Here is a 23,064-nt window from a genome sequence, read left to right on the forward strand (position 1 = left end):
AAGACCATGTCCACAATTGCTTTGGCCATGATGGGGCTCAACACCATCGTCTCGGCCGTGAACTACGATTACGACGAGCTGGGAAGGCTTGTCGCCGAGCGTAATGATCAAGGGCGCAATGTGCGCTATGCCTATGATCTGGAGGATCGGCTGGTGCAGACCACCGATTCCCAGAACCGGGTGAGCCGATACTCCTATGATCCACTGGGCCGATTGCTCGTACAGACGGATGCGAATGGCGGAACGACACGCTTTGCCTACGACAAGGGTGACCGGCTGGCATCTGTGACCGATCCCCGCGGCCTGGTAACGACCTACCAGACCGATGGATTTGGACAGCTATGGACGCAGAACAGTCCGGACACGGGTCGGACAGACCACGAGTACAACGCGGCGGGCCAGCGCATTGCGACGGTGTTGAACGACGGCAGCACTGTCGGTTACGGGTACGACGGGCTGGGCCGCTTGACCAGCCAGAATGCTGAGGGGCAGCAGCAGACCTATACGTACGACAACTGCGTGAACGGCAAGGGGCGTCTGTGTGCCCATTCGGCGCCAGGTGCAAGCGCGCGCTTCACGTACAACGCCGCAGGACAGCTGGTAAGCCGGACTGACCAGCTTTCGCAGGCGAACACCCTGAGTGAGGGAACTGTCAGCTACACCTATGACAGTATCGGGAGGAACAGCACCGTCACCTATCCCGATGGCACGCTCGCGAAGTACGTCTATAACAGTAGGGGCTTTCCGCAGTCCATGACCCTCACCAAGGGCTCGGTGACGCAACAGATTGTTGGACCCAGCGTCTACTCCGCTCTGGGAGCGCGGCAACGCATGCCCTTTGGCAACGGCCTGGCGCGCAGCTACGCGTTCGATCAGGGCGGCCGCCTGGAGGCCCAGGCGGTGCGGAATCAGCAGACCACCGCTCTCAGCCGCACGTCATACCGCTACAACGGCGACAACGAGATCATCAAGATCAACGACGATGTGACGAGCAACCTCAGCCAGGTCCTGGGCTATGACGCACTGGGACGCCTGAGCACGCTGACACGAGCTGGCATCGCCTATACGCTTTCCCATGACGCGGGTGGGAACTACACCGCGCTCAACGCAAAAACAGAGGCGACCCGCTACGTCATCGACGCAAGCAGCAACCGGATGCTGCAGTTCATCAACCAGGATGGCACCCGTACGTATCAGTACGATGCGCTCGGCAACAGGATCAGCGAAACATCGGGCAGCCGCATCTCGACGTTCACCTACGGCCCGTTCAACCGGATGATTCAAAGCAACGTAGGCGGGCAACGAACGGACTATCTGCTCAATGCCCAAGGGCAGCGCGTGGGCAAGAGCAGCGCGAGCTCGACCAGTCGCTACTTCTATGCAGGTCAGAACCAGCTTCTGGCCGAACAGACCGGGAACACCTGGACGAACTACCTGTGGTTCGGTGGTGAGCTGGTTGGCATCGACAGGAAGGGGTCGGTGAACTTCGTTCACAACGACCATCTGGGGCGGCCGGAATATGCGACCAACAAGGCGCAGCAGGTGGTGTGGAAAGCGTACAACTATGCCTACGGGCGCAGCGTCCTGAAGGACGATATCGGTGGGCTCAACATTGGTTTCCCGGGGCAGTACTACGACAGTGAGAGTGGGCTCTGGTACAACGGATTCCGTGACTATGACGCGAGCGCTGGGCGTTATGTGCAGAGTGATCCGATTGGGTTGGCGGGGGGAACAAACACGTATTCCTATGTTAGAAATAATCCAATAAGCCGGATTGACCCATTGGGTCTGCGTGATTGTGTTTGCGGTGAGAAAAGTGAGAGAACTGAGGTTGAGAGTAGAAAAATAAGCAGTGATGAGGCGATCAAGAGGAACGAGATCAATACTGCGGCAAAGGACAAGTTCGGATTTGTCACCGGCATAATTGCATCCATCTATGGGCCTGCCGGGCGAATTGCTGGAACGGCCACAGGTGCCGCGGCCGGCTACGTGGTTGGTGCTGTAACCGAGACGCCTACTCTTTACGGCGGTTTCGTGGAAGTTACAACTATTAGCTATGGCAGCAAAGGTGGATACGCGATTGACTACAAAATGACAGATCGCTCGGGAAAGACAATCATTCAGGACTCGGTAGAAAAATGTGAATAGAGCCAAGCTTGGGAGTATATTTTTTTTATTGGCGAGGGCGATAAGCGTCGGCGCTCTGGTTTATTTCTACAGTAGGGCGTCGTCGCTCTACCGTCTTGTAAGGGAGTGCCTCGATCACGTTGAAGACAATGCCGCGTTTGAAGTATGCAAGCGTTATCCGGATTCAATTCAGTTTGAGCTCATCGGAATGACAGTGGCCTTCTTCGCGATTCTTGTGGTTACTAATTACGGAAAATTCCCGGCTAGCAAGTGAAGAAGAACACAGGGCAATTTCTCTACGATAAGTAACCTGCTCTCGCGCTGTAACGACGACGCCTCACCCACCCCCAAACAACTTCTGCGCACTCTGGAACAGGATCCAGCTCGTCGCAATGAACTTGTCGCCGCCCTGCGGCCGATTGCCGCGATGGGTGTGGGTGAAGGCGGTCGGGGCGATCAGCAGGCTGCCGGTACGCGGTGCGATCTTGCGGCCCTGGAACAGGAACTCGGTTTCGCCTTCGTCGAATCCATCGTTGAGGTACAGCGTCCACAGCACATGCCGGTGCAGCGTCTCGGCCTGCGCATCCTTCGGGTACAGCTCGCAGTGCCAGTACGGGTAACCACCCTCGCCTGCGGCATACCACTGCAGGTTGATCGCGCCCGGGCGCAGGCAGGTGCGCGCCAGGTCGGCCAGCTGCTGCTCCGACATGTCGGGGAAGTCCTCGGCCGACAAGCGTCGCGGCTGACCGTCGCTGTCCTGGATCTGCAACATCAACGGTGCGATCAGCGCCTGTGGATAACGGCGTAGATAAGTCAGCAGGCCCTTGAACACGGCCTGCTGCAGTTGTACGTCGACGTCCTGCCAGCCCTCCAGGCCACTGATGCGCAGGTCCTTGCTGTGCTTGAGTTCCGGGAACACGCCGCTGCCGACGGCACCTGGCATCAGGCCGCGGGTGGCACGCAGGCGCTCGACGATGGCAGCGCAGACCTCCGTGGGGACCGCGTTGTGGATGACTTCGATGAAATCGACCGGGCCCTGCTCGTGCATGCGTGCATTCCTTCGGCGGCAAGGGCTTGATGGTGCCGTTTGCCGCCGTCGGTGTCACCCCACGGTCATGTCATCGAACTGCCATGAGCGTGGCCGCGGTGCGCCGCTCAGGCCTGTGCAGCGTCGTGCTGGTGGTGGTAGCGCACCGCCTCGGCCACTTCCTCGCGCGAGCCGAGAAACACCGGCACGCGCTGGTGCAGCTGGTCGGGCTGGATGTCGAGAATGCGCTCGCGGCCGGTCCAGGCGGCACCGCCGGCCTGCTCGACCAGCAGGCCCATCGGGTTGGCTTCGTACATCAGGCGCAGCTTGCCGGCCTTGGACGGATCCTTCCGGTCCCACGGATAGATGAAGATGCCACCGCGCGTCAGGATGCGATGCACATCGGCCACCATGCTGGCGATCCAGCGCATGTTGAAGTTCTTGCCACGCGCACCTTCCTTGCCGGCCAGCAGATCGCCGACATAGGCCTGCATCGGTGCTTCCCAGTGGCGCTGGTTGGACATGTTGATGGCGAATTCCTGGGTGGCCGCCGGAATCTGCATGTTCTCGGTGGTCAGCACGAACTCGCCCTTCTCGCGATCCAGGGTGAAGGCATGCGTTCCGTGGCCCACGGTAAGCACCAGCTGGGTGCTCGGCCCGTAGATGCAGTAGCCGGCCGCGATCTGCTTGCTGCCCGGCTGCAGGAACGCGTCATCGCCCGGCAGTTCGACGTTGGTCGGGCAGCGCAGCACCGAGAAGATGGTGCCGACGGAGACGTTGACGTCGATGTTGGAGCTGCCATCGAGGGGATCGAACAGCAGCAGGAAATCGCCACGCGGGTAGATGTCCGGCACCGGCTGGCTGTGGTCCATTTCCTCCGAGGCGCAGGCGGCGAGGTGGCCACCCCAGGCGTTGGCTTCGAGCAGGATCTCGTTGCTGATGACATCCAGCTTCTTCTGCGCCTCGCCCTGCACGTTGCCGGTACCGGCGTCGCCGAGCACGCCGCCGAGGGCGCCCTTGCTGACGGCGATGGAGATGCTGGTGCAGGCGCGGGCGACGACCGCGATCAGCTGACGCAGGTCGGCATTGATGCGGCCGGCGTGCTGTTCCTGGATCAGGAAGCGGGTCAACGAGGTACGGGACATGGGCGGACAGGTCTCGGCAGCGGGAAAACGCCTATTGTCGCCCGTCTGGCCGCTGCGTGCGTGAGCGCGGGAAGGCGTAATCGTTTCCAGATGCGCTCGTAGCGCCTTCCTTTTGTCGAGGCTCGTGGGAAGGGGAGGCGATGCAGGACACGCTGCAAAAACAAAGGCGCCTTCCGGCGCCTTTGTCTTCAAGCCACTGGAGCGTGGGTTCAGCCCTTGGCCACGGTGGCCACGGCCTTGGCGACATACTCCAGGTTGTTCTGGTTCAGCGCAGCCACACAGATGCGGCCAGTGCCGACGGCGTAGATGCCGAACTCGTCGCGCAGGCGCTCGACCTGCTCGCGGCTCAGGCCGGAGTAGGAGAACATGCCCGCCTGCTCGTTGATGAAACCGAACTGCGGGGCGCCGGCGGCCGCCAGCTTCTCGACCAGGCCCTGACGCAGCGCGTGGATGCGTTCGCGCATCTCGGTCAGCTCCTGCTCCCACATCGCACGCAGTTCCGGGTTGGTCAGTACACCGGCCACCAGCGCTGCACCGTGGGTGGAGGGGCTGGAGTAGATGGTGCGGATCACGCGCTTGACCTGCGACTGCACGGCCTTGGCGTCGGCGGCGGTCGGCGCCACCATCGACAGTGCACCCACGCGCTCGCCGTACAGCGAGAACGACTTGGAGTACGAGTTGGCGACGATGAAGCTGTCGATACCGGCTTCGGCGATGATGCGCACGGCGGCGCCATCCTGCTCGATGCCCTTGTCGAAGCCCTGGTAGGCCATGTCGATGAAGGGGAACAGCTGGCGGTCCTTGAGCAGCTGCGCGACCTGCGTCCACTGCGTGACCGTGAGGTCGGCACCGGTCGGGTTGTGGCAGCAGGCGTGCAGCAGCACCACGCTGCCCGGCTGCAGCTTCTGCAGGTCGGCCAGCATGCCGTCGAAGTCGACACCGTGGGTCGCGGGATCGAAATAGGTGTAATCCACTACCTCGAAGCCGGCGGCACTGAACACCGCGCGGTGGTTTTCCCAGCTCGGGTTGCTCAGCGCGACGGTGGCGTGCGGCAGCAGCTTCTTGAGCACGTCGGCGCCGACGCGCAGCGCACCGCTGCCACCGACGGTCTGTGCGGTGGTGACGCGGCCTGCGGCCAGCAGCGGCGAATCCTTGCCGAACACCAGCTCACGCGTCGCCTGCGTGTACGCCGGAAGGCCGTCGATCGGCAGGTAGCCGCGCGGTTTGGCTTCGGCGGCGAGCTGCTGCTCGATCTGCTTGACAGCGCGCAGCAGCGGAATGCGGCCGCTCTCGTCGTAGTAGATGCCCACACCCAGGTTGACCTTGGTCGGGCGGCTGTCGGCGTTGTATGCCTCGGTCAGGCCCAGGATCGGGTCGCCTGGGACCAGTTCCACGTTTGCAAAGAAGGACACGGCGGTACTCGTTCGGTAGACGGAAAGGGGGGAGGAATTGCGCCACGCGGCTTGCGGCATTTCGGCCGAAACCGGCCCATCGTAACAAAGCCTGCCGGGGCTGGCCGCCACCATCGTCATCCGCGGACCCGTACCATGGCGTGCGTTGCCGACCGATCCATCAACCTGAATCATGAATCCTGCCCCACGCCGCAATCGCCTGCCCCTGTCCGCCCTGCTGCTGTCGCCGCTGGTCGCGATGGCGGAGCCGTCCACGACCGCCCTGCCCCCGGTGCAGGTGCAGGCAGCCCGTGTGCAGGGGATCGATCCGTTCGCCCTGCCCGCCAGCCAGGACACGGTCTGGATCGATGCTGACCGCGCCGGCACCGGGGCGCAGCTGTCCGAAGCATTGGGCGGGGTGCCGGGCCTGCTGGCCCGCGACCGGCAGAACTTCGCGCAGGACACCCAGCTGTCGATCCGGGGCTTTGGCGCCCGCTCGACGTTCGGCGTACGCGGGGTACGCGTGCTGATCGACGGTGTGCCGGCAACCATGCCCGATGGGCAGGGCCAGCTGTCGCACGCCAGCCTGCTGGGTGCCGAACGCGTGGAGGTGCTGCGTGGACCGTTCTCGGCGCTGTACGGCAATTCCTCCGGTGGCGTGCTGCAGGTGTGGAGCGCGCAGGGCCGGGCGGGCGACCCGTGGCGGCTGCGGCTCAGCGCGGGCGCGGACACGACCCTGAGCGTGGGTGCGCAGCTGCGCGGCGCGGGTCAGGTGCTGGACTACAACATCGCGGCCAACCACTTCCGTACCGATGGCTGGCGCGACCACAGCCGTGCCCGGCGCGAATCGCTCAACGCTCGCGTCGGCGGCGAACTGGCAGGCGGGCGGCTGGAGCTGCTGCTCAACGCGCTGGATGCGCCCGATGCGCAGGATCCGCTGGGTCTGACCCGCGCGCAGGTCGCGGCCGACCCGCGCCAGGCCACCGCCGTCGCTCATCAGTACAACACCCGCAAATCAGTGCGCCAGCAGCAGGCCGGCCTGCGCTGGAGCCGCGAGGCCGGCGCGCAGCGGTGGCAGCTGATGGGCTATGCCGGCCAGCGCTCGGTCACCCAGTATCTGGCGATCCCGCCGACGGCCCAGGCCAACCCGTTGCATGCCGGCGGTGTGATCGACCTGGACAGTGGTTATGGCGGCCTGGACGCGCGCTGGAGCTGGCAGGGCGAGGTGGCCGGCCGACCGCTGGACCTGGTCGCCGGGCTCAGTGCGGACCGCCAGCGCCAGCAGCGCACCGGCTACGAGAACTTCGTCGGCAGCACGCTGGGCGTGCGCGGGCGCCTGCGCCGCGACCAGATCGACATCGTGCAGAACGTAAACCAGTTCGCCCAGGCCTGGTGGCAGTGGAGTCCGCGCTGGTCGCTGCTGGCCGGCGTGCGGCACAGTGCCGTGCGCTTCGAATCGGACGACCGCTACATCACCGACCGCAATCCGGACGACAGCGGCCACCGCCGCTACCGGGCCACCACACCCGTGGCCGGCATCAGCTTTGAAGCCCACCCGCAGTGGCGCCTGCATGCCGCCGTGGGCCGTGGCTTCGAGACACCGACCTTCAATGAACTGGGCTATCGCGCCGACGGCCAGGCCGGGCTGGCGCTGGATCTGGCGGCGGCGCGCAGCCGCACGCTGGAGATCGGCAGCAAATGGCATGCACAGGATGGAATGCAGCTGGATGCAAGCCTGTTCCGTGCAGATACCGACGACGAGCTGGCCGTTGCCAGCAATATCGGTGGCCGCAGCACCTACCGCAACATCGGCCGTACGCGGCGCCAGGGCATCGAACTGCAGTACCGGCAGCCGCTGGCCGAGCAGCTAGAACTGCAGCTGGCCTGGACCTGGCTGCAGGCACAGGTGCGGTCGCCCTATCTGACCTGTGCCGGCAGCGGCTGCCGTGTGCCCGATACCCGCGTGGATGCCGGTAGCCGCCTGCCGGGTGTTCCACGCCAGCAGGCCTTCGCCCGCCTGCAGTGGACGCCTGCGGACTGGCAGTGGGCGGTGGAGGCCACCGCGAGCAGCGATACCGTGGTGAATGACCTCGCCGACGAACGCGCGCCGGGTTACGCCCTGCTGCATCTGGAAGGGGGCCGCCAGTGGCGGCTGCCCGGAGGCGAGCTGCGTGCCTTCGCCCGGCTGGAGAACGTGCTTGACCAGGCCTACATCGGCTCGGTCATCGTCAACGATGGCAATGGCCGCTACTACGAGCCCGGCCCGGGCCGCCGTGCCAGTGTCGGCCTGCAGTGGTCATGGCGCTGACCTGACCGGCGGCGCCTGCGGGACGTCAGTCGGGCGCCTTGGCCGGCACGAACGGTGAGGTCGGGTCGCTGGCCGGGAACGTTTCCTCCAGCGCCTCGTCCTGGTTGTCGCTGGCGTGCTGCTTGCGTTCGCGTCGCTTGAGCGGGCTCTCCTGCCCTCCCCGATGGCGGTCGCCGCCGTCCTTGCGGTCCAGCGCGGCCTGTTCAGCCTCGCGCTTCACCGGCAGATGCTCGCCGGACTGTGCGGCGTCGAAGAAGGGCGCGCCCGTGCCACGGAAGTCGGCATCATCGTTGTCGTGCTTGCCGCGCTGCTCGCCGGGAATTGGCGCACGGTTCTCGCGGAGCGGGTCTCGGGAGGTCTCTCGGCTCATGATCAGGTACCTGCGCATGGGGAGGACCACTACACCGCCACTGAGGTAAAGGCACCGCGAACCCTGCGTCATGAACATCTCTGTCACGGCTGGATAACGCCGCCGCCGGTATTCCTGCCCACCCGACCCGCTGCAGGAGCCGGTCATGCCCCGCCTGGAACGCCCCGCCCCGTCCGTGTTCAACGCCCTGCTCGATCCGCTCGGCCAGCGCACCGCGCAGCGCCGGACGCGTCGACACGAAGATCCGCAGGCCGTAGCCCAGGATTACCTCCAGTACATGCTCAGCGATTACGAGGAACGTCGTGGTCACGGTCATCGCAACTGGCGTGACCTGTGCCCGGTGTATGCCTTCGCACTGACCACACATGCGGCGGACTGGCCGCGTGGGGATGCGGCCGATACCTGCGAGGAGCTGGCCGAGCATTGGGAACAGATGCGAGGACAGTCGCGGCTGGGCTGGTCGCAGGCGCGGCCGGTGGTGGAAGACGCATGGCGCGCGCTGGATCATATTCCGGCAGCGGCGGTAAGACCCCTGCTGCAGTGACCTGGCCGTGACGCTGCGCGCCGACCCGGCGTGCACGGCATCGACACGGGTGGTTTACACCCGGCACCGGAAGCTGACGGTCCTGCTCAAGCACAGGTGCGCGCATGGCCCGCCCGATCTGGACCGGAACACTCTCCTTCGGCCTGCTCAACGTGCCGGTGTCGCTGATGTCCGGTGAACGCAAGGTCGATCTGCAGTTCCGCATGCTCGATTCGCGCGACCGCAAACCGATTCGTTTCGAACGGGTCAACGCCGATACCGGTGAGGAAGTTCCGTGGAAGGACATCGTCAAGGCCTACGAGTACGACAAGGGCAGCTATGTCGTGCTGGAGGACGGCGACATCCGATCGGCGGCGCCCGAAAGCCATGAGACCGTGGAGGTGGAGACCTTCGTGGACGCGGCGCAGATCGATCCGCGCTACTACGAAAAGCCCTATCTGCTGGTGCCGGGCAAGAAGGCCGAGAAGGGCTATGTACTGCTGCGCGAGACGCTGCGCAGTACCGGCAAGGTCGGCATCGCACGGGTGGTCGTGCGTACCCGCGAGTATCTGTGCGCGGTGATGCCGCACGAGCACGCCCTGGTGCTGATGATCCTCCGCTATCCGCAGGAGCTTGTCGATCCGGAGGACCTCAAGCTGCCCACCGGCACCCTGTCCGAGTACCGCATCACCGGCAAGGAAACGGCGATGGCCGAGCAGCTGATCGAGTCGATGGCCGGCGACTGGGATCCGTCGCAGTATCACGACGAGTTCCGCGAGCGCCTGCAGCAGGTGCTCAACAAACGGATCAAGGCCAAGGGAGGCACCACCCGGGTGGACGAAGAACCTGCACCGCGCGAGGACGCCACCACCAACGTGGTCGATTTCATGGCCCTGTTGCAGAAGAGCCTGGATGCGAACAAGCGAACCCCCGCGGGCAAGACGGCCGCGCGCAAGGCGCCGGCGAAGAAGGCGGCCGGCAAGACAGGCAGGAAGACCGCGAAGAAGGCAGCGAAGAAGGCAGCGCCACGGCGCAAGGCGGGGTGATCCATGTCGCTGCATCAGTACCGGCGCAAGCGTCGGCTCGGCGGCGGCAACGGGCAGACGCCGGAACCGGACGACCAGCCGGCGCCGGGTGATCCGAAGCGGCGGCCGATCTTCGTCATCCAGCTGCATCACGCCAGTTCGCGCCATTTCGATTTCCGCCTCGAAATGGACGGCGTGCTCAAGAGCTGGGCGGTACCCAAAGGGCCATCGCTGCGCGTTGGCGAGAAGCGGCTGGCGGTGGAAGTGGAAGATCATCCCCTGTCCTATGCCGGCTTCCAGGGCGATATTCCCGAGGGCCACTACGGTGCCGGTCACGTGGAGGTCTTCGACCACGGCACCTGGGCATGCGCGGGTGATCCACTGCAGGCGCTGGCAGCGGGCAAGATCGATTTCGTCCTGCATGGCCAGCGGCTGGCCGGGGGATGGAAACTGGTGCGGACCGCGATGAAGGGACGCCAGGTGCAGTGGCTGTTGATCAAGCGCGAGGACAGCGAGGCCCGCGACGCAGAGGCCGACGACCTGCTGCACGCGCCATTGCGTGAACACCCCGGGAGCGCGAAGAAGATGACGGACAGGAAGACACGCAAGGCGGAGTCGCGCTGGCACGCGCGCGCGCTGAAACTGCAGGGCGCCCGCGACCGCCCGTATCCGCGTGCATTCAAACCACAACTGACCGACCACCGCGCTGCCGCGCCCGATGGCGATCGCTGGCTGCACGAGATCAAGTGGGATGGCTATCGCCTGCTGGCCGATCTGCACGGCGGTGAAGTGAAGCTCCGCTCGCGCAACGGGCTGGACTGGACCGGGGACTTCCCTGAAGTCGTGCAGGCCGTGCAGGCGCTGCCGGTTGATGACGCGCGCCTGGACGGTGAACTGGTAGTGCTCGACGAGAAGGGGCGCAGCGATTTCGCCGCCCTGCAGCGGGTCATCGATGGCAGCTCGAAGGTGCCGCTACGCTACCTTCTCTTCGACCTGCCCGGCGTGGCGGGAGTGGACATCAGCGCGGCACCGCTGCTTGAGCGCAAGACGCTGCTCAAGGCGTTGATCGGCGACACGCCCGGAACGCTGGCGTTCAGCGATCACGTCCTCGGCCATGGGCCGCAGGTCTTCGCCGCCAGTGGTAAGGCCGGGTATGAGGGCATCGTCAGCAAGCAGGTGGACGCGCCCTACGTCAACGTGCGTGCGCGCAGCTGGGTGAAGGTCAAGCATGAGGACACCGATGAGTTCCTGATCGTCGGCCATACCGCGCCGAAGGGCTCGCGCGTGGGGTTCGGATCGTTGCTGCTGGCAACTCCCGACAAGGACGGCCTGCGCTACGTGGGTCGCGTCGGCACCGGCTTCGACGATGACAGCCTGCGCGCGCTGGCGCGGACGCTGAAGCCGTTGGCGGTGGAGGACGCTGCGGTGGCGCTGCCCGCGCACGTCCCGTTCCGCGCCGCCAGCGTGCACTGGGTGAAGCCAGTGAGGGTGGCCGAAGTGGCCTTCCGTGGCTGGGGCAAGGAGGGGCTGCTGCGACAGGCCAGCTTCAAGCGGCTGCGCAGCGACAAGAGCGGCGAGGATCTGGCGATGCCTGCAAAGACCACGAGCAGCGACGACGCGGTTGCCATCAGTCACCCTGAGCGTGTGGTCTTCGCGAAGAAGAAGATCCGCAAGGGCGACGTGGCCGACTACTACCGGCAGATGGCGCGCTGGATCCTGCCCGGAATCGTGGGCAGGCCCCTTTCGCTGCTGCGCTGCCCTGATGGTGCGGGCAAGGCCTGCTTCTTCCAGAAGCACCACGGCCCGGGCCTGGGCGACGCCGTGCATGCGGTCCCCCTGCAGCAGAAGAGCGGTCGCGAGGACTACGTCTACATCGACGATGTACGCGGCCTGCTGCAGCTGGTGCAGATGAACACGCTCGAGCTGCATCCCTGGGGCGCCACGGTTGCCGATCCCGAACATCCAGACCGGCTGGTATTCGATCTGGACCCCGGTGAGGGCGTCGGCTGGAACGAGGTCAAGGCCGGCGCGCGCGACGTGCGCGACCGGTTGCAGGAGATCGGCCTGCGCAGTTTCGTGCGGCTGTCCGGCGGCAAGGGCGTGCATGTGGTGGTTCCCCTGCAGCCCGCCGCCGACTGGGAACAGGCCAAGGCATTCTGCGAGGCCTTCGCGCAGGCGATGGCACAGCAGGCGCCCGAACGCTATGTGGCAACGATGAGCAAGGCCAAGCGCGGCGGTGTGATCTTCATCGATTGGTTGCGCAATACGCGTGGCGCGACCAGCGTCTGCTCCTGGTCGCTGCGCGCCCGCGAAAGTGCGGGCGTGGCGGTGCCGCTGCGCTGGGAAGAGCTTGCGCGGATCAAGGCGGCCGACGCCTTCCCGCTCGACAAGGCGCTGGCGCGGGCCAAGCGCCTGAAGGCCGATCCGTGGCAGGGCATCGATGCGGTGAAGCAGACCCTGCCGTCGCTCGATCTGTAGGGCCGGGGCATTGGCCACGGCCCTGCAGCGGCGGGCTCAGAAGTCCGCGCGGATGCCGAAGGTGATGCGACGGCCGGAGAACTCGTACTGGGTCGGGAAGGCCTTGTCGATGGTGTAGCCGGTGGTCTTCTCGTCGAGCAGATTGATCGCCTCCAGGTTCAGCTTCCAGGTGTCGGTGAGGCGGAACCCGATAGAGGCATCGAGCTGGCCATAGGCATCGCCGTAAACCGGATACATGTTCAGATGGATGTACTCGACGTACTTGTCCTTGTAGTTGTACGAGGCGCGTGCGCTGAAGCGATCGTTCTCGTAGTACAGGGTGAAGTTGTACGCCTTCTCGGCCAGGCCTTCCGGCGGCGTCGGGATATCCAGGTCGGATGCACCGGTCAGCGAATTGTCGAGCTGGGTGTAGTTGGCATTGATGCCCCAGCCTTCCAGCGCCGGGTGCAGCATCGACAGCGGCAGCTGCGCGACCAGTTCCACGCCGGTCACCTTGTACGAGCCATCGGCGTTGACCGGCTGGTAGACCTCGAAGTCGTAGTAGCCGTCCAGCGAACCGTTGGCGTTGAGTTTCTCCACGTTCGGCACGATGCCGGTCAACGACTGCCGCACTACGCCGTCGATCTTCTTGGAGAAGTACGACGCGGCCAGCAGGCCACCGTTCTGCAGGTACTTTTCCAGGCCCACTTCCCACTGCCTGGCGGTGGTCGGCTTCAGTGCCGGGTTGCCGTCCATGAAGCGGAAGCTGCTCCAGCTGACGGTGCGGCGGTAGGCAATGTCGGTCAGCGACGGACGCATCAGCGTTTCCGAGGCAGCACCGCGCAGCACCAGGCCGTCGGCGATCTCGGCGGTCATGTTGAAGCTGGGCAGGATCCTGCTGTAGTCGCCGCTGCTGGAGATCGGTGTGGCGGTGAAGCCGTTGCTGCCATCCGGGTTCTGCACCGGATGGAAGCCTGACGAATCGACGTCGGTGTCGATCGAACGCACGCCGAGGTTGGCGTACACCGGTACCTGTCCGATATCGAAGTAGAGATCGGCCATGGCATACAGGGCCAGGGTCTTCTCCTTCACCTCGTAGTACTGGCCCGGATCGATCGGGGTTTCATAGCCCGGGTAGCGGAACGTAGCGCGCGCATAGGCGTTGGAAACCTGCTGCCAGTCCAGGTCGCTCGGGCGATACGCACCACCCGGTGCCAGCTGGCTGATCCACACCGGGTTGCTGTCGGCCAGCGTGCGCGTATTGACCCAGGCGGCGCTGCCGGCGGTCGGGCCCTGGATCTTGCCGCTGCCGAACGCGCGTTCCTTGGCCTTGTCGGTGTAGCGCGCGCCGAACTGCACGCCGCTCAGTGCCGGGAAGAAGGCCAGGTTCATCTGCCGCCTCAGGTCGAGCTGCGCGGCGTACTTGTCATCCTTCACCTTCTCCAGCTCGGTCTCGTACGCTTCGAACAGGTACTTGTCCACGGCGTTGTACATGTCGAAACCGCCGATTGTGCTCGGCACGGTCTCGCCGCCGTTGCGGGTCCAGCGCGTGCGCGACGGCGCGTAGGCCACGTGCTTGAGGTTGGCGTAGTCCGAGTCCTTGCGCGCGCCGGAGTAGCCGACCAGCGCGTCGATGTCCCAGTTGCCCACCTTCCAGTCCAGCGTGCTGCTGAACTGACGGTAGTCGGTATCGGCGTTGCGTTCCTTGCTCAGGATTTCGTGCTGGGTGGCGGTGTAGGACACGTCCTTCAGCACGGTGATGCCGTAGGCCGACAGCGTGTCACGGTCGTAGTCGTGGATGGTGTCCAGCGTGCTGCGGCTGGAGGCCGAGTACGCTGCGGCATCGTACTCGTCCTCGTGCGTGTCGTAGCCGCCGAGCATGGCGTCGAAGCTGAGCGAGAACGTGTCGCTGGGCTTGAACTGCAGCGAGGCGGTGGCGCCCCACTGGTCCTGCTCGTTGAGGTAGACGCGGTCGCCGACCTTGTCCTGGAAGACAATCCGGCTGGTTTCATCCTTGTCCATCCGGTTGCTGACGACGATGCCGGCATCGCGCGCCAGCACCGCCGCGGCCTGCGATCCGCGTGTGCCGGAGGCCTCCAGGAAGCGGCCCATGGGACGGAAGTTGATGCCTGAGTTGGAGTCGGTGCGGTTGGTGCGCTTGGCCTTGGAGAACGACACCAGGCCGCCCCAGTTGCCCCAGGTGTCACTGGCGAGGAAGGAGATCTTAGGATCGATCTTGCCGTTGATCGAGTTGTGCGAAGCTTCGGCCGACGCACTGAACTTCGGCTCGGGGAAGTCGAATGGCTTGGCCGTTTCGATGTAGACCGAGCCGGCGATGCCGCCTTCCTCATCGGCGGCGGTCGGCGACTTCTGCACGGTCACCGTCTGCACCACGTCCGAGGCGAAGATGTCGAACTGCACGTCGCGTCCGCCACTGCCGGACGCCGTCGCCAGGTTGTTGATCGAGACCAGGGTGAACTCGCTGGGCAGGCCGCGCACGCTGACCCTGCTGCCCAGGCCCTTGTTGCGTTCGATGGTGACGCCCGGCATGCGCTGCAGCGCTTCGGCGAGATTCTGCTCGGGAAAATCGGCCACGTCGGTGGCGACGATCGAGTCGGAGAAGCCGATGTTGGCGCGCTTCAGGTCGACGGCGCGCTCCAGGCTCCGTGCATAGCTGCCGGTCACGGTGACCGTGTCCAGCTGCTGCAGCTGTTGGCGGGTATCGCCTTCGATCGCCTCCTCGGCCATCGCTTCGACGGGCAGCACGGCCAGGCCGCCGATCAGCACCGCATGCACGGCGCGGGACAACAGCTTCGCTTGGGAGGCCGCGGCGGCGGCCTCCCGGGTCTGGTAACGCATCGGATGATTCCCCGGTTCCCTGTGGTGTCTTACGCCGCGCCTGTTCCCGGGTTCCGTGGGTACAGGCCCCTGCGCCGCGTTGCCGACGTTCGGCGGGCACCGAGCCTAGGGGGAGATTGTTAAGCCCGTGTTGCGATGCGTGAGGGCCGGCGTCCGAACCCCCATCCCAGCAGCAGCTGCACCGGCAGTGATACCAGCAGGCCGATGACGAACCAGCGTGGGAAATCCGCGCCGAGCGTCCACAGGCCGTAGCCTGCGCCCAGCACCAGCAGCGACCAGATCGAGGTGCCGTGCGCGCGCGGCCAGCAGGGCGCGTAGTAGGTGGCGAAGGCGATCGCGGCGATGCCGCCGAGCACGGTGAACGCCAGGTCCCAGCCCAGCTGCGCTTCGCTGCCGGGATGCAGGCCGAGCAGCGCAGGCAGCCAGCCACCGGCACTGGTGACCAGGGCAAGCGCGAGCAGCGCGCCAACCAGGGCAACGATGGAAAGAAACACAGTCTTGAGCATGCCGGGCATGGCCGCATTGTACGGCCGGACCGGCAGGGTGATGGCTTACAGCAGCTGCCTCAGCATCGCCTTCAGGCGTCGCCCTTCCTGCTGGAAGTAGTCGCGCTGTTCACGCCAGGCCGGGAACCGTTGCTCGACCTCCTGCCAGAACGCCGGCGAGTGGTTGGGCTGGATGAGGTGGCAGAGCTCATGCACCAGCACATACTCGAATGCCTGCGGACGCCCCAGGACCAGCGCAAGATCCAGGGCCATGCTGCCATCGGGAGCCAGCGAACCCCACTGCGAGGACATCACCTTCAAGCGCAGGCGGCTGGGTGCCCGTGGCAGGCCGGGCAGGTAGCGCGGCAGCCAACGGCCCACGTCGGCGCGGGTCTGCGCCTCGAAGAACTCGCGCAGCAGACGGCGCAGGGTCGCGTCACCGGCACGGGTCGGCCACTGCAGGCAGGCGCCGTGCTCGTCGATGTCCAGGCGTGCGTAGCGGCCTTCCTGCCAGCGCAGCGGCAGCAGCTCCCCGCGCAGGGGCAGCACCCCGTCCACGCCGGGCTGCAGCGGTGCGGGCAGGCCCTGGCCCTGGTACTGCCGCAGCTGTAGTGCCAACCAGTCGCGATGCTGCTCCAGGAAACGCTCGCCCATCACCAGGCTGGCGCGCGGCGGCAAGGTCAGGCGCGCGCCGCGTTCGTCGACGCTGAGCTTGATGCGGCGCGCGCGCGGATCGCGTACGCGCAGCACGTCGATCTCGGCATCCTCCAGGCGCAGGCGAACGGTATCGCGCTGCACGGTGGCGGGCGGTGTGGGCGAGATCAGGCGGCGCAGCAGGCGGCTCATGCAGCCAGCATAGCGCCGCTTCGGGCCGCCGGATGACCGGCGGCCCACGCGGTGCCTGTTCAGTCAGCCTTGCTGAGCTTGAACGCCTCTTCCAGCAGCAGGAACAGGCGGCGGATCTCGGCGCTCTGCAGGGCGAACCGTGCGTCGAACTCGGCGCGACGGCCCTCCTCGTCGGCATGCTCGAGCTGGTCCAGGGCGCCGTCGAGGAACTTCAGCTTGCGCACGATCAGGTCGTCGCCGATGACGAAGGACAGGTTGTCTTCGAAGATCAGCGCCAGCTTGGTCACCTGCTTGCCGGCGTCCAGGTGCTTGTCGATCTCGTCGCAGCGCAGTTCCTGGTGCTGGCACTTGACCACCGCACCGCCCTCCACCGGATCCTTCATCTCGCACTCCTCGCCCAGGCTGAGCCCGGTCGGCAGCGGTTCGCCGGCGATCCAGCCGGTCAGGATCGAACGCGGCGCGACTTCGGCGTTCAGCGGCATTGCCGGGAAGCTGCCGAGCAGGCCACGGATGTCGGACATGAAGTACTCGCCGGTCTTGCGGCTGGACGTATCCACCGCGACGTAGCCGTGCTGCAGGTCGATGAAGGCGTCGTTGCGCGAGGACTTCACGAAGGCGCGCGGCAGCAGTTCATGCAGCAGGTCGTCCTTCATGCGCTTGCGCTCGCGGCCGCCGGGGCGCCGGCCTTCCTTCTCCTCGATCTCCTCCAGTTTGCGCTCGAGCAGGTCATTGACCACGGCTGCCGGCAGGATCTTGTCCTCGCCGCCAACCGTCAGCCACAGGTGCTCGGCGATGCGGTGCGAGAGCAGTTCCTTCTCCTCGCGGCCGAACGGTGAAATGAAGCCGCGCGAATTCATCTCCAGCGCGCCGACCGGCTTGAGCACGGCGTGCGGCAGCAGCGTGTCGATTTCAGAAAAATCAGTGGCGGTCGGGAAACGGAAGAACGTCAGGTTGCGAAAGAACATGGATTTCCGGATGGCAAAGAGAAAGGGCGACCGACCTTATGCGGTGGGCGTCTCGGGATCTGCGTCGGCGTCGACCGGGGTACCGGCCAGCCAGGCATGGGCATCGGGCAGCGGTGCGTCATCGCGACGGCCCAGCGCCATGAAGTCGAACAGGGACGTGTCGGCCAGCTGCGAGGGCCGGACCTGGCCCATGGCGCGCGCGATCTGCTCGATGCGGCCGGGGTGGTCCCTGTCCCACTGCTTGAGCATCAGGCCGACCTGGCGGCGCTGCAGGTTTTCCTGGCTGCCGCACAGGTTGCAGGGGATGATCGGGAACCGGCGTGCCTGCGCGTACGCGACGATGTCGCTTTCGCGCACGTAGGCCAGCGGCCGGATCACCACGTGCCGGCCGTCATCGCTGCGCAGCTTCGGCGGCATGCCCGACAGCTTGGCGTGGTGGAACAGGTTCATGAAGAACGTGGCCACCATGTCGTCGCGGTGGTGGCCGAGCGCGATCTTGGTGAAGCCATGGGTCTCGGCATGGTGGTACAGCGCGCCGCGGCGCAGGCGCGAGCACAGCGAACACATCGTCTTGCCTTCCGGAATCACCCGGCTGACCACCGAATAGGTGTCCTGCTCGATGATGTGGTACGGCACGCCGAGCCCGGCCAGGTACTCCGGCAGCACATGCTCGGGGAAGCCCGGCTGCTTCTGGTCCAGGTTCACCGCCACCAGTTCGAACGGCACCGGTGCCTTCTTCTGCAGCTGCACCAGCATGTCCAGCAGGGTATAGCTGTCCTTGCCGCCGGACAGGCAGACCATGATCCTGTCGCCGGCCTCGATCATGCCGAAGTCGGCGATCGCCTCGCCCACCTGGCGGCGCAGGCGCTTGGCCAGCTTGTGCTGCTCGCGCTCGGCCGCGCGCGGATCGCGGGGCGTGCGCGGCAGGGGGTCGGGAAGGGAGATCACGGCACTCATGCCTGCCATTCTACCGGCTTGGAGCGGCCCCGGCCGGGGAACGGTCCGGCCCTCTCCCGGTGGTCATCATCGCTGTGTATGCTCGGAGGCTGTGGACACCTACAGCCCCGCCGAGATCGCCGAACGCCTCGCCGCCCTGCGCGCCGAGCACCGCCTGCTGGATGAACAGATCACCCGCATGGCGGCCAATGGCGAGGACGAGCTCGAGTCCAAACGCCTGAAGCGGCGCAAGCTGCAGCTGAAGGACTGCATCACCCGGCTGGAAAGCCTGCAGATTCCCGACGAGCCGGCGTGAGACGGGCTCAGGTGGGTGCCAACCTTGGTTGGCCTCCTGCTCGGGTGGGCACCAACACTGGTTGGTCTCTGCCCTGGTGGGTGCCAACCTTGGTTGGCACAGCTGGAAGGTGTGTGGACCAAGGTCCACACCCACCGTTCAATCCTGCGGCGCAGGCTCGTCCGGGCGTGCGGCTTCCGGGCTGACCCGCTCGATGGTGTGGCGCAGTTCGCGACCGAGGATGAACTTGGCGTCCTTGGCCCAGGCATCCAGGCGCTGGTCGAACAGCAGCTTGCTGTTCTCGTCGGGCCATACCAGGCGCAGTTCGCGCAGCTTCTGGATGAAGCTGCGGAACAGGGCCTTGTCGAAGAACTCCGGTGCCGCCGGCGCGTAGAGCAGGCTCAGGCGCTGTGCGGCCTGCTGGCACAGGCTTTCCAGTTCGGCGGCGCCGAGCGTGCCCGGCCCGTTCTTCACCAGCACCGAAATGGCGATGTAGTAGCGCTCGAAGGCCTGCTGCAGGGAGTGGCCGATCGCACGCAGGCGGAACACTTCGTCGGTCTGCCCGGTGTTGCGGGCAAGAATGCCGCCATCGTCCTCGTTGACGTTCTGCAGCAGTCCCTCACGCACGAACACGTCGATGGTCTGGTCGATGCGCTGGGCGAACTCGTCCTCGGTCCACGGCAGGAACAGCTCGGCCTGCAGGAACGGGTAGACGGTGCGGCCCAGCTGGACCAGGCCGGTGCGGCTCATGCGGCGGTTGTTCTGGAAACAGCACGCCACCCACGAGGAGGCGGTGAACAGGTGCAGCACGTTGTTGCGGAAGTAGCTCAGCAGCACCGCGGTGTCGCCGCTCACACTGAGCACGTCGCCCAGCGGGTGCTTGATGCGGGTGAGGACGTTGATCTCCTCGGCGTGGGCGATGATCCGCTCCGGCGAATGCGGAGTCACCGTCACCCGGTCCGAATACGGCATCTCGACCAGCAGGGTCTTGCACAGTTCGATCTGCGCGATCAGGTCCGCCTCGCCCATTGCATGCTTGGGCGTGGACAGCAGGGCCAATGCCAGCAGATTGATCGGGTTGACGTCCGCCGCGCCATTGATGCGTTCCTGGATGCGCTCGGCCAGTGTATCGACAGTGGTCGACAGCCATGCCGGCTTCTCGTCTTCCGGCACCGCCTCACCCTTCCACTCCGGCGCCTTCTCGGCCAGCACGTCGTTCAGCGCGATCGGCTCGCCGAAGTTGACCACCACCTGCCCGTAGTTCTGCTTGAGCACCTTGGGGATGCCCCACAGCAGCTGCCAGATCGATTCCTTTTCCTTCGGTCGGCCGGAGAGTTCGTCCAGGTAGCTGCCGCCTTCCATCAGCTTCTCGTAGCCGATGTAGACAGGCTGGAACAGCACCGGCTTGCGCGGCTGGCGCAGGAAGGCACGCAGGGTCATCGAGATCATGCCGCCCTTGGGCTGCAGCAGGCGGCCGGTACGCGAACGGCCGCCCTCGACGAAGTACTCGATGGAATAGCCACCGGCCACCAGCTGCGCGACGTACTCGCTGAGCACCGCCGAGTACAGCGCGTTGCCGCGGATCGAGCGGCGGATGAAGAACGCGCCGCCCTTGCGCAGCAGCGTGCCGACCACCGGCAGGTTGAGGTTGATGCCGGCCACGATGTGCGGCGGCACGATGCCGCGGTCATACAGCAGGTAGGACAGCAGCAGATAGTCCATGTGGCTGCGGTGGCTGGGCACGTACACCACTTCATGGCCCGGCGCGGCCGCCTTGAACTTGTCCAGATGGTGAACCAGCACACCGGCATAGATCCGGTTCCAGACATGGCTGAGCATGAAGCTGGCCGAGCGCACCACCGGGCTGGAATAGTCCGCAGCGATTTCCCAGGCGTAGGCATGCGCCTTCTTCCAGGCATCGGCCGGCTTGGAATTGTCGCGCTTGGCCTGCGCGGCGATCGCTTCGCGTACCGGCTCGGCGGCCAGCACCTGGTCCACCAGCAGGCGGCGGGTGGAAAGGTCCGGGCCGATCACCGATTCGCGGATACGGCGGAAATGGGTGCGCAGCACGCGTTGCAGCTTGCGGACCGTACGCTCGGGCTCCAGGCCCTCGTTGACGGTGGAGCGCAGCGAAATCGGCGGAGCGAAGCGGACGATGGTGCTGCGGCCGTTGAGCAGGACCGCCAGCAGGCGGCGGAAACGGCCGACCAGCGCCCAGTTCTCCGAGAACAGTACGGCAAACCACCCGCTCTGCTTGTCCGGCGCGCGGCCGACGAAGATCGACACGGGCACCAGGTGCACGTCCAGATCCTCATGCACGCGATGCGCCTGCAGGACCTTGGCCAGCGAATCGGAATGGGTCTTGGCGCCACGCTGTTCCGGAATCAGCGAGTTGCTGGAACTGCGCCGCGACAGTGCCAGGTAGGCGCGTTTGCGACCGGTCGGGTCGCCGGCCAGCGGCACCAGCGGTGACGGCAGGCCCGCCTGGCGGCACGCCTTGTCCAGGATCAGCGCGTTGGACAGCCCGTAGTCTTCCAGCACGTACATCACCGGACGGCCATCGTTGTACTGGCCCGGATCCTCAGGTTCGATCTTCAGCGACAGCCACGGCTCGACCAGGCGGCCGAGCAGCCGTGCCCACAGCGGGCGGCGGCCGGGAGGACGGGCGTGCACGGGCGGCGGCACCGGATTCGGGCCGGTACTGGTCGAGGGGGACGCCAGCGCCGTTTCGGCGGGCGTCGACTGGGATTCTTCGCCGGGGAACGGCAGCGGGTTCTGTTTCGACATCGGCGCCATTATGGCTTAGGCGGCGGCATTGCCGCTTCTTCGCCTGCATCGGCGGGTTCGGCCGGGGCGGGCGCGGCTGCCGCACGGGCCGCGTCGGCCTGGCGCAGTATCGCGTCGGTATCGGCCAGAGTGCGGGTCAGGTACCAGTGACCTTCGCGCCGGCTCAGCGGCAGCTGCAGGGTCAGCTCGCGCCCGGCCAGGTCGTACTGCAGGCGGACCAGCGCGTTGTCGCCCTCCAGTGACAGCACTTCGCCGCGGATGCTGCGCAGGGCTTCGTCCACCCCCAGCCCGTAGCTGGCCAGCACGGCCTTGAGCGTGTGGATGAACGGCGCCAGCTGCTGCAGGCTGCCTTCCATTCCCGCGGCCTGCAGGCCGGCATCATCCTCGAAGCCGACCTGGGTGGCGGCGCCGACGAGCGCGGCGATGCTGCTGCGCGCCCGTGCGCGATCGCTGATCGGTGCGCCCTGCGCCCAGCCGGACAGGGCCTCCACCAGGGCGATGTAGTGGGCCTGCTGGCTGGGCGTGTATCCCTTCTGATGGCGCAGGTACTGCACCCCGAAGTTGCCCATCGACTGCGCGGCCTGGCGCACCGCGCCGGACTGCCCGGCCAGCTGGCGGTCGAAACTGCGCTGCAGTTCGGCGCTGGCGCCGGGCCTGCGCAGGGCGGCCAGCATCGGCAGCAGCTGGTCACCCAGCGGCAGTTCGGTCAGCGGCCATTGGCTGTGTCCGTCCGCCCAGGCCTGCTGCAGCCGCTGGTACTGGCTGGGGGGCACCGACAGCTTCGCGTAGCCGAGCAGATCGTCCTCGGCCAGACGCTGCGCCATCGCCTGCACGGCGGCCACCGGTTCGGCTGCCGGTCGGGCCGGATCACTGCCTGGCTCGCGGCACGCGGCCACGGCCAGCAGCACCATGGCCGCCAGCCCCCACCCTCGTGCAGACTTCGTTCGCACTACCGTGCTCATGCCTTCGGACTCCCCGGACCGGTCCGCATCTTGCGGCCTGCAAGGTGACAGCGGCAAGCCGGGACGTCACGGTTTCCAGCCAAGGGGGTCAGATCCCCTCTGCTGCGGCAGAAAGGGATCTGACCCCAGCGCCGCCACCGGGATAAAAAAAAGAGCCCGGATCACGGGGATCACAGGCTCCTCAAGCCGGCTCGAGGCCGGAGGACAGTGTTGTGGCGCAGGTCCGGTCCGAAGACCGGATGGCGCGATCCTACGCCGCCGCACAACTTAAGGCAACACATGATGTAATGTTATTCAACTTATTGATTTTATTGAATCAATCGCGTTGCCACACCGATTCGATGAAATCCACGGCATGTTTTTCGGCGATTCGGGCATAAACCCCCGGGTAGCCGGCCAGGGCACAGCCTTCGCCCCAGCTGACGATGCCGAACTGGGTCCAGCCCTCCCGCAGGCGCAACAGCAGGGGCCCGCCCGAATCGCCCTGGCAGCTGTCGATGCCCTCGCGACCGGCACAGATCACCTTGCCGCGGGCCAGCTCGCCGGCGTATGCCTG

Annotated in this window: 18 protein-coding genes; 6 read left to right on the forward strand and 12 right to left on the reverse strand. The window is 65.9% G+C overall.

Annotated features, from left to right (window positions below):
- Positions 1–6: 6 nt before the first annotated feature.
- Positions 7–2,148 (forward strand): RHS repeat protein, encoded by a 2,142-nt coding sequence (locus QMZ25_RS06360; protein ID WP_197571437.1) that lies wholly within the window; start codon positions 7–9, stop codon positions 2,146–2,148.
- A gap of 316 nt (positions 2,149–2,464) precedes the next feature.
- Here QMZ25_RS06360 and QMZ25_RS06365 read toward each other — a convergent pair whose 3' ends face one another.
- The 3 genes from QMZ25_RS06365 to QMZ25_RS06375 all read right to left on the reverse strand — a co-directional run bounded on the left by QMZ25_RS06365 (position 2,465) and on the right by QMZ25_RS06375 (position 5,711).
- The gene (locus tag QMZ25_RS06365; RefSeq protein WP_053516090.1) at positions 2,465–3,175 is read right to left on the reverse strand and encodes a 2OG-Fe(II) oxygenase; all 711 of its coding nucleotides are present in this window, start codon (positions 3,173–3,175) and stop codon (positions 2,465–2,467) included.
- A gap of 107 nt (positions 3,176–3,282) precedes the next feature.
- A complete protein-coding gene (locus QMZ25_RS06370; RefSeq protein ID WP_053516088.1) occupies positions 3,283–4,299 on the reverse strand; it encodes a class 1 fructose-bisphosphatase in 1,017 nt (338 codons plus the stop codon).
- A 209-nt stretch (positions 4,300–4,508) separates the two neighbouring features.
- Positions 4,509–5,711, reverse strand: a complete 1,203-nt coding sequence (locus QMZ25_RS06375; protein WP_053516086.1) for an amino acid aminotransferase — start codon at positions 5,709–5,711, stop codon at positions 4,509–4,511.
- A 172-nt stretch (positions 5,712–5,883) separates the two neighbouring features.
- On the opposite strand from QMZ25_RS06375, the gene QMZ25_RS06380 reads away from it, so the two are divergent.
- Entirely contained in the window at positions 5,884–7,998 is a 2,115-nt protein-coding gene (locus QMZ25_RS06380; protein ID WP_283219284.1) for a TonB-dependent receptor, read from the forward strand.
- A 25-nt stretch (positions 7,999–8,023) separates the two neighbouring features.
- Here the strand turns inward: QMZ25_RS06380 and QMZ25_RS06385 are convergent, their stop codons facing one another.
- Positions 8,024–8,368: a hypothetical protein gene (locus QMZ25_RS06385; RefSeq protein ID WP_065182172.1), complete on the reverse strand. Its 345-nt coding sequence runs from the start codon at positions 8,366–8,368 to the stop codon at positions 8,024–8,026.
- A gap of 145 nt (positions 8,369–8,513) precedes the next feature.
- On the opposite strand from QMZ25_RS06385, the gene QMZ25_RS06390 reads away from it, so the two are divergent.
- From QMZ25_RS06390 to ligD, 3 genes are all read left to right on the forward strand, one after another.
- Positions 8,514–8,912 carry a hypothetical protein gene (locus QMZ25_RS06390; protein WP_053516083.1) on the forward strand — a complete coding sequence of 133 codons (399 nt, stop codon included), beginning with the start codon at positions 8,514–8,516 and terminating at the stop codon, positions 8,910–8,912.
- Between the two features lie 104 nt (positions 8,913–9,016).
- A complete protein-coding gene (locus QMZ25_RS06395; protein WP_111187086.1) occupies positions 9,017–9,937 on the forward strand; it encodes a Ku protein in 921 nt (306 codons plus the stop codon).
- Positions 9,938–9,940: 3 nt separating this feature from the next.
- Positions 9,941–12,394, forward strand: coding sequence for a DNA ligase D (gene ligD, locus QMZ25_RS06400; RefSeq protein ID WP_197571434.1), 2,454 nt, complete (start codon positions 9,941–9,943; stop codon positions 12,392–12,394).
- A 36-nt stretch (positions 12,395–12,430) separates the two neighbouring features.
- Here ligD and QMZ25_RS06405 read toward each other — a convergent pair whose 3' ends face one another.
- From QMZ25_RS06405 to ttcA, 5 genes are all read right to left on the reverse strand, one after another.
- Positions 12,431–15,232: a TonB-dependent receptor gene (locus tag QMZ25_RS06405; protein ID WP_283219285.1), complete on the reverse strand. Its 2,802-nt coding sequence runs from the start codon at positions 15,230–15,232 to the stop codon at positions 12,431–12,433.
- A gap of 119 nt (positions 15,233–15,351) precedes the next feature.
- The gene (locus tag QMZ25_RS06410) at positions 15,352–15,747 is read right to left on the reverse strand and encodes a hypothetical protein (protein ID WP_111187083.1); all 396 of its coding nucleotides are present in this window, start codon (positions 15,745–15,747) and stop codon (positions 15,352–15,354) included.
- A 36-nt stretch (positions 15,748–15,783) separates the two neighbouring features.
- On the reverse strand, positions 15,784–16,563 hold the full coding sequence (locus tag QMZ25_RS06415) for a SprT family zinc-dependent metalloprotease (RefSeq protein WP_053516073.1): 780 nt from the start codon (positions 16,561–16,563) through the stop codon (positions 15,784–15,786).
- 59 nt (positions 16,564–16,622) lie between these two features.
- Complete coding sequence (locus QMZ25_RS06420) at positions 16,623–17,528, reverse strand: recombination-associated protein RdgC (RefSeq protein ID WP_065174082.1); 906 nt, start codon at positions 17,526–17,528, stop codon at positions 16,623–16,625.
- 36 nt (positions 17,529–17,564) lie between these two features.
- Positions 17,565–18,485 carry a tRNA 2-thiocytidine(32) synthetase TtcA gene (ttcA, locus tag QMZ25_RS06425; RefSeq protein WP_193395685.1) on the reverse strand — a complete coding sequence of 307 codons (921 nt, stop codon included), beginning with the start codon at positions 18,483–18,485 and terminating at the stop codon, positions 17,565–17,567.
- A gap of 91 nt (positions 18,486–18,576) precedes the next feature.
- On the opposite strand from ttcA, the gene QMZ25_RS06430 reads away from it, so the two are divergent.
- Positions 18,577–18,780 (forward strand): DUF465 domain-containing protein, encoded by a 204-nt coding sequence (locus QMZ25_RS06430; protein WP_053516066.1) that lies wholly within the window; start codon positions 18,577–18,579, stop codon positions 18,778–18,780.
- A 138-nt stretch (positions 18,781–18,918) separates the two neighbouring features.
- On the opposite strand, the gene plsB is transcribed toward QMZ25_RS06430, so the two are convergent.
- The 3 genes from plsB to QMZ25_RS06445 all read right to left on the reverse strand — a co-directional run.
- Complete coding sequence (gene plsB / locus QMZ25_RS06435) at positions 18,919–21,555, reverse strand: glycerol-3-phosphate 1-O-acyltransferase PlsB (RefSeq protein ID WP_065174083.1); 2,637 nt, start codon at positions 21,553–21,555, stop codon at positions 18,919–18,921.
- On the reverse strand, positions 21,555–22,508 hold the full coding sequence (locus QMZ25_RS06440; RefSeq protein WP_053516063.1) for a hypothetical protein: 954 nt from the start codon (positions 22,506–22,508) through the stop codon (positions 21,555–21,557). Before QMZ25_RS06440 ends, plsB begins: the two co-directional genes overlap by 1 nt.
- Positions 22,509–22,824: 316 nt before the next feature.
- Positions 22,825–23,064 (reverse strand): trypsin-like serine protease (locus tag QMZ25_RS06445; protein ID WP_283219286.1); only part of this gene is annotated, 240 nt, incomplete at its 5' end.

This window comes from Stenotrophomonas sp. RS-48, assembly GCF_030053245.1.
GTDB classification, from domain to species: Bacteria; Pseudomonadota; Gammaproteobacteria; order Xanthomonadales; family Xanthomonadaceae; genus Stenotrophomonas; species Stenotrophomonas maltophilia_P.

Bases quoted from the DNA above. Each gene is read 5' to 3' on its own strand.
- QMZ25_RS06360 (WP_197571437.1), top strand. From the start codon at position 7: ATGTCCACAATTGCTTTGGCCATGATGGGGCTCAACACCATCGTCTCG.
- QMZ25_RS06365 (WP_053516090.1), bottom strand. From the start codon at position 3,175: ATGCACGAGCAGGGCCCGGTCGATTTCATCGAAGTCATCCACAACGCG.
- QMZ25_RS06370 (WP_053516088.1), bottom strand. From the start codon at position 4,299: ATGTCCCGTACCTCGTTGACCCGCTTCCTGATCCAGGAACAGCACGCC.
- QMZ25_RS06380 (WP_283219284.1), top strand. From the start codon at position 5,884: ATGAATCCTGCCCCACGCCGCAATCGCCTGCCCCTGTCCGCCCTGCTG.
- QMZ25_RS06385 (WP_065182172.1), bottom strand. From the start codon at position 8,368: ATGAGCCGAGAGACCTCCCGAGACCCGCTCCGCGAGAACCGTGCGCCA.
- QMZ25_RS06390 (WP_053516083.1), top strand. From the start codon at position 8,514: ATGCCCCGCCTGGAACGCCCCGCCCCGTCCGTGTTCAACGCCCTGCTC.
- QMZ25_RS06395 (WP_111187086.1), top strand. From the start codon at position 9,017: ATGGCCCGCCCGATCTGGACCGGAACACTCTCCTTCGGCCTGCTCAAC.
- ligD (WP_197571434.1), top strand. From the start codon at position 9,941: ATGTCGCTGCATCAGTACCGGCGCAAGCGTCGGCTCGGCGGCGGCAAC.
- QMZ25_RS06405 (WP_283219285.1), bottom strand. From the start codon at position 15,232: ATGCGTTACCAGACCCGGGAGGCCGCCGCCGCGGCCTCCCAAGCGAAG.
- QMZ25_RS06410 (WP_111187083.1), bottom strand. From the start codon at position 15,747: ATGCCCGGCATGCTCAAGACTGTGTTTCTTTCCATCGTTGCCCTGGTT.
- QMZ25_RS06415 (WP_053516073.1), bottom strand. From the start codon at position 16,563: ATGAGCCGCCTGCTGCGCCGCCTGATCTCGCCCACACCGCCCGCCACC.
- QMZ25_RS06420 (WP_065174082.1), bottom strand. From the start codon at position 17,528: ATGTTCTTTCGCAACCTGACGTTCTTCCGTTTCCCGACCGCCACTGAT.
- ttcA (WP_193395685.1), bottom strand. From the start codon at position 18,485: ATGAGTGCCGTGATCTCCCTTCCCGACCCCCTGCCGCGCACGCCCCGC.
- plsB (WP_065174083.1), bottom strand. From the start codon at position 21,555: ATGGCGCCGATGTCGAAACAGAACCCGCTGCCGTTCCCCGGCGAAGAA.
- QMZ25_RS06440 (WP_053516063.1), bottom strand. From the start codon at position 22,508: ATGAGCACGGTAGTGCGAACGAAGTCTGCACGAGGGTGGGGGCTGGCG.